Raw genomic sequence first — 4,901 nt, forward strand, 5'->3', positions numbered from 1 at the left:
ACACCAGCTACACGGCCACCTGCACAACTGCCTCTTCAAGCGCTACCGCTGTGGGGACCGTGACGGTCATGGTGCCCGCTGTTCTGAGTCTGCAAACCAGTAGCACCCTGGTAGCCGCGGGCACCCCCGTCAATCTGGTTGCGGTGGGCTGTACGGGCACCATTGCCTGGTCAACTGGCGAGAGGGTGCTCAGCATTGTGGTTCCCCCCACCACTGGCACCAACGTCTACTCGGCCACCTGCATCACCGGTCCCTGTACAATCGCTACGTCTATCTCGATTCAGTCAACGACCGCCTGTACGGTGGGCCTGACGACGAGCAGCCTGCCCGCCGGTACTGTCGGACAACCCTATAGCGCCACCCTGATCACAACCGGAGGCACTGCCCCCTACACCTTCTCGATGGACAGCAATAGTTGGCCTACCGGGCTAACGCTTAACGCCAGCACAGGGGTTCTCAGTGGGGTACCCACCACGTCAGGTAGTTTCTCAACGACCCTACATGTCACCGATAGCCAGAGTTGTTCGGCTACTATGCCGCTGGCTATGCTACAGATTGGAACAGCCCCTATCTGTTCGTTAACAGCAACGGTCACACCGGGGCTTTGCAATACGGCTTCCAACCTGTATACACTGACAGGTACTATAGATCTAAGCAATGCGGCAACTGGTAACCTGACAGTTAGTGATGGTAGTACCTCGACGGTAGTGTCGGTGGCGGCTAATCAGGCTACAGCCAGTTTTTCATTGACGGGGCTAAATTCGGATGGCATAGTGCATACAGTTTCGGCTAGTATGAGTGGTTGTACCAGCACCACCGCGACCTATACTGCTCCCCAAAGCTGTAAGACTACCCCTTGCTCATCCGGCGAATGTTTCCCCATTGCAGTTGAACGAGCATGGTGAAGGCAGGTAATCATTTGCAATAGTATTCTGAAGATTTTTTTAACCAAGGAGTTTGTGGAAAGTAAGAATAGTTGAGTATAGTTAAACATAGCCAGCCACGCTGGCTATGTTTAACTATACTCAACTATTCTTACTGATTTGGACTATTAGTTTCAGTTGCATACGTAACCGCTCGCGCCCCTTAGACTCTTCTGGGCTTCCAGAGTTGCAAGAAGTCTACTCAGTTTGTTATCTGTGCAACGATTATATTTTTTTCCTGACACAGCGCCTTTTCTCGTCCACTTGTGGTGCTGAAAAGCGAAATTTTCGCATGCATGGGTAAGCAATCAAGCTTATCTGATAAATTGCTCATTGGTTTACATGGCTTTAGATTGAGATTAAACGCTTTTGCAATTGAACCAATCTCAACAAGCATCTAGTTATTAGGGCCACGTAAGAGATTCTTACTGTTAAAATCTGTACTATTTACTACCTCCACTACTTCTTTTGTAGAAAGTCTCTTACGTTCAATTTTCAACGCACGGCAGGCTGGTGTGCGAGGTATGATTTAATAAATTTACTAATAGTCCCTGAAGTTAAATAATTCAAAAGCCGTTATTAATACTACACTAGCACCCTATATATTTCTTTGTACACCTACATCGATTTTCCTATAAAGGCAGAAGGACTTTGCCCGGTATATTTTTGGAAAGCTTTATTGAAACCAGCACTATATTTAAATCCGACCATATAAGCTAATTGCCAAATTGAATAGGCTCGCGTTTGTAATAATTCTTTGGCATACTCAAGTCTTTTCTCTAAATGATATTGATAAATTGGCTGACCATATACTTGCTTAAATCGTTCGGTAAACCGGGTAACGCTCATTCCAGCCTGTTGAGCTAACTCGCTAACAGGAGGCAACGGTTTAGATAAGTTGTGACATATAAAGGCTTCTATCTCTTTAATTTTAATGATGTCGTGTAGCTTCAAGTTAAGCTGGTCCTCTGCTTCCTTATAGTAATCGTGGATAAGCTGAGTGATTCCATTATATTGGCGCAATTGCCGAATGAATGGGTCGTTATGATCTGAGAAGATAAGCCGTACATGATCCGCAAAGGGTTTCGACGCTGGAATTAGCGTAAAAGTCGACATATCGTCCGGTAGAACGGATAGATAAGAAATTAGCGTGTTTTTAGGTAACATAATAACCACTATACGTTGCCGAATAGCAGGCTTTAACAACACAGAAAACTCACTACCTGGCTTAAGCCACACATAATCTTGATACTGAACAAAATAGCTTTCAGTTGAAAAGTCCCCACTAACTAAACAGTAGTGATTGGAGCTTACAATTGATGGAATTAGATCACATAATTCAATAGCTATATTACGGGTAATATCAATAATAAAAACTTGAATGGGGGCGTCTATAGCTGCCAGCTCAATGAGTGTAAATTGCTCATCCTCGGATAGGTTATAAAAGGGCGCAAGGTCATCTGTCCTAAGTTGGACAAAGTCGTGCTCTACGGTTTTCATCTTTAAGTACAAGCATTAATTTCGTTCAACAAAAATGGGATTACCAAGCCAGGCTTGGTCGGTAATGCTCATTACAAATGCATTACAAAACTACCGTAACATGAAAAAAGTATACTTATTTGTAATTTCAATCCTTATTAGTGGGCTAATTAACCTCTTTGGTCAACAAAAAAAAGGCGATAGCTTATTGCGAGAGAACCCGGCAAAATCCGATACTGCCCGTGTTAGGAAACTGTTGGATATGGCCGGGTATTTTGTGCGAACGGATTCCAATAAGGTTAAACAGTATACCCTCGAAGCCATTGAACTCGCAAAACAGAATCAATTTGATCGAGGGGAACTTAGAGGGTATCTAACACTATCCGAAACAGCCTGTTATTATTCAGTTGTAGATCGTGCAATCTATTGGGTCAATGTTGGGTTTGAGCGATACCCAAACATGCACATGGTCGACGATTTATATGCCCGATTACTTTATATGAAAGCGGAGTTGTTCTATAAGGCTAAGCAGTACAATAAAGCCGAAACTCTGCTCTTGAAAGCACAACCTTTAATCAAACAATATAGCTACCCTGATCACCTCATTAGTATACCACTCTTACTGGGCTCTATTTATATGAAAAAAGGGAAATTGGCAGAGGCTCAGAAGCTACTTGAATCAGCCTATCAGTGTACAGAAACTGCCAAAAATGCCCAGTATCAACAGGAAATTACACATACCCTCTACAAACTTTATAAGAAACAAGGCAACTACCCTAAAGCCCTGGCCTATTATGAAAAAAATGTTCAGCTAAGGGATAGCCTATTTAGCGAGAGTAACATGAAGGAGTTAACTAAACTCAGCACTAAATATGAAACCGAAAAGAAAGAACAATCTATACAGGCGCTCGAAACAGAAAAAAAGAATCAACGGTTACTGATTGTCACCCTATTTAGCCTTATGGGAGTAGGAGGGGGCATATTTTGGCAACGCGCCAAAACCCGAAACCTTCAAAATCAATTACTAAAACAACAAAACCAGTTAGAGATTGAAACACGCCGACTAGCGGAAGCCGATATAGAAAGTAAGGACCGTGAATTAGTTACAAATACGATGCTTGTAGAGCAAAAGAGCCAAATTCTATATGATATTAAAAATAGATTGCTAGAAACCCAACGATTAACAGAGGAGGAAACGGTCAAACATGAATTGAAAAAAATGATTCGACACATTGACCAAAATCTGAGTAACGATGAAAGTTGGGAAAATTTTATGGCTCATTTCGAGGCTGTTCACCCACTTTTCTTCACTAAACTACAAACACTCGCTCCTGACTTATCGGCCCTTGAACTAAAACAGTGTGCCTACGCCAAAATGAATCTGACTCAAAAGCAGGTGGCTACATTGATCAATATCAATGCCGACAGTGTAAATGTGGCGCGTTTTCGAATTAAGAAAAAACTCCAGTTAGAAAAAGAAGAGAGCCTTGTTTCTTTTTTACAGAGTTTGTAACCTGTTCAGTTCGCACTGATGTAGCGTCCAATAAATAACGTTACTTGATCTGTCGGCCTTTAGGAAGGCTTATCTTACTACAGGGATTTCTTATAAAAATGCTGAAGACATGAAATGATTATAGAAGAAGGTTAACTTTCCTATAAAAAGGACACGGCACCGGCCGCCCTGCCTTTCAGGGTAGGAAGTTTTTCTAGGAAAACCCTGTATCTTACTATCAAACGCCCCTTACAAGATTAGTCTGTAGGAGAGGTGAAAAACGTACTTTAACTATTCTAAACTTGGGCTTTTTTACCCGGCACTGGCCGCCCGGCTAAATCCTCTTCAGGGGACTTTGCTCATTGGCGGATAAAGTCCCCTGAAGGGCAGATCTGTTAAGCTCTGAATTTCCTTCTACTTAACCAGCCTCTTTTGTTGGCTTATTTTCCCCTCCCAACCCCCTGAAGGGGGAGAAAATCCACTTCGGAGTACTCCCCCTTCAGGGCAGGGCCGTTAAGTTCTGAATTTTCTTTACTTAATCAGCCTCTTTTATTGGCTTATTTTACCCCCCAACCCCCTAAAGGGGGAGAAAATCCACTTCGGAGTACGCCCCCTTCAGGGGGTTGGGGGTAAAGACGATAGAACTTAACGGCCCTGCCCTTCAGGGGGTTGGGGGGGAAAACGCTAGAACTTAACGGGCCTGCCCTTCAGGGGATTTAGCCGGGCGGCCAGTGCCGGGTAAAAAAGCACTCAAGTAAAGAATTTACATCACCCACGTGAAACCCCTACAAGAGTAGCCTGCAGGAAGACACAATTTTCTCTTTTCTGGTTGATGTTAGGAAGTCAAAATGGTCAATTTTGATTCTACCGGAATGATGATAGACCAAAATTGACCATTAGTTAACTCATTGATCGATCGTTAATTGACCATTACTTGACCCGCTTTATCACGAACGGCACACACTTGGCGGGTGGGCAGGCACACTGGGTCTGTGGCAAACTTACTA

At 43.5% G+C, this 4,901-nt stretch carries 3 protein-coding genes; 2 read left to right on the plus strand and 1 reads right to left on the minus strand.

What is annotated here, in order from left to right; genetic code table 11:
- Positions 1–905: putative Ig domain-containing protein (locus ACYVGO_RS38275; protein ID WP_460974073.1), on the plus strand; the 905-nt coding region annotated here is incomplete at its 5' end.
- Positions 906–1,541: 636 nt separating this feature from the next.
- Here the strand turns inward: ACYVGO_RS38275 and ACYVGO_RS38280 are convergent.
- Positions 1,542–2,423 (minus strand): helix-turn-helix domain-containing protein, encoded by an 882-nt coding sequence (locus tag ACYVGO_RS38280; RefSeq protein WP_460974074.1) that lies wholly within the window; start codon positions 2,421–2,423, stop codon positions 1,542–1,544.
- Positions 2,424–2,487: 64 nt separating this feature from the next.
- Between ACYVGO_RS38280 and ACYVGO_RS38285 the strand changes: the two genes are divergently transcribed.
- Positions 2,488–3,915, plus strand: a complete 1,428-nt coding sequence (locus ACYVGO_RS38285; RefSeq protein ID WP_460974075.1) for a tetratricopeptide repeat protein — start codon at positions 2,488–2,490, stop codon at positions 3,913–3,915.
- The last annotated feature ends 986 nt before the right edge of the window (positions 3,916–4,901 follow it).

Source organism: Spirosoma migulaei, from assembly GCF_054776855.1.